This window comes from Vibrio sp. 10N.222.55.C6 (genome assembly GCF_041473395.1).
Classification (GTDB): domain Bacteria; phylum Pseudomonadota; class Gammaproteobacteria; order Enterobacterales; family Vibrionaceae; genus Vibrio; species Vibrio crassostreae_C.
In genome coordinates this window covers 1-323 of sequence record NZ_JBFRSD010000852.1, presented here as the reverse complement: position 1 = coordinate 323, position 323 = coordinate 1, and the positions used below count along the sequence as shown (strand labels likewise).

Genomic DNA, 323 nt, shown 5'->3' with positions numbered 1-323 from the left:
CGCATCTATTTATATTCCCTGAGTGGATTGTTAGCGTAGTTAAATATGAAGTATATATATATTGCCTCAGCAGCAGGACTATTATTTTCGTTCTCATCGTTTGCTGTTATACCAGAAGGTTTTAAGTCTTTTTATATTGAGAAACAAGTCAATACGGCTGTCAATTTTAACGGCTCTGAGACGACTGTTTCTGCTTTGATGAGTTTTGAACGATATAAAGTATCTCAAAAGGGGACTGGTCAATTACGTAAATTTCTAGGTGGTAAGGTCAAGCCAGAATACATTGATAAGCTAGTTGCTTACCTCAATGATGGCGTAACATA

At 36.2% G+C, this 323-nt stretch carries 1 pseudogene; it reads left to right on the top strand.

Features of this window, described 5'->3' with window-relative positions:
- Positions 1-45 precede the first annotated feature (45 nt).
- Positions 46-323 (top strand): annotated as a pseudogene (locus AB4486_RS26515) (hypothetical protein); the annotation flags it as partial.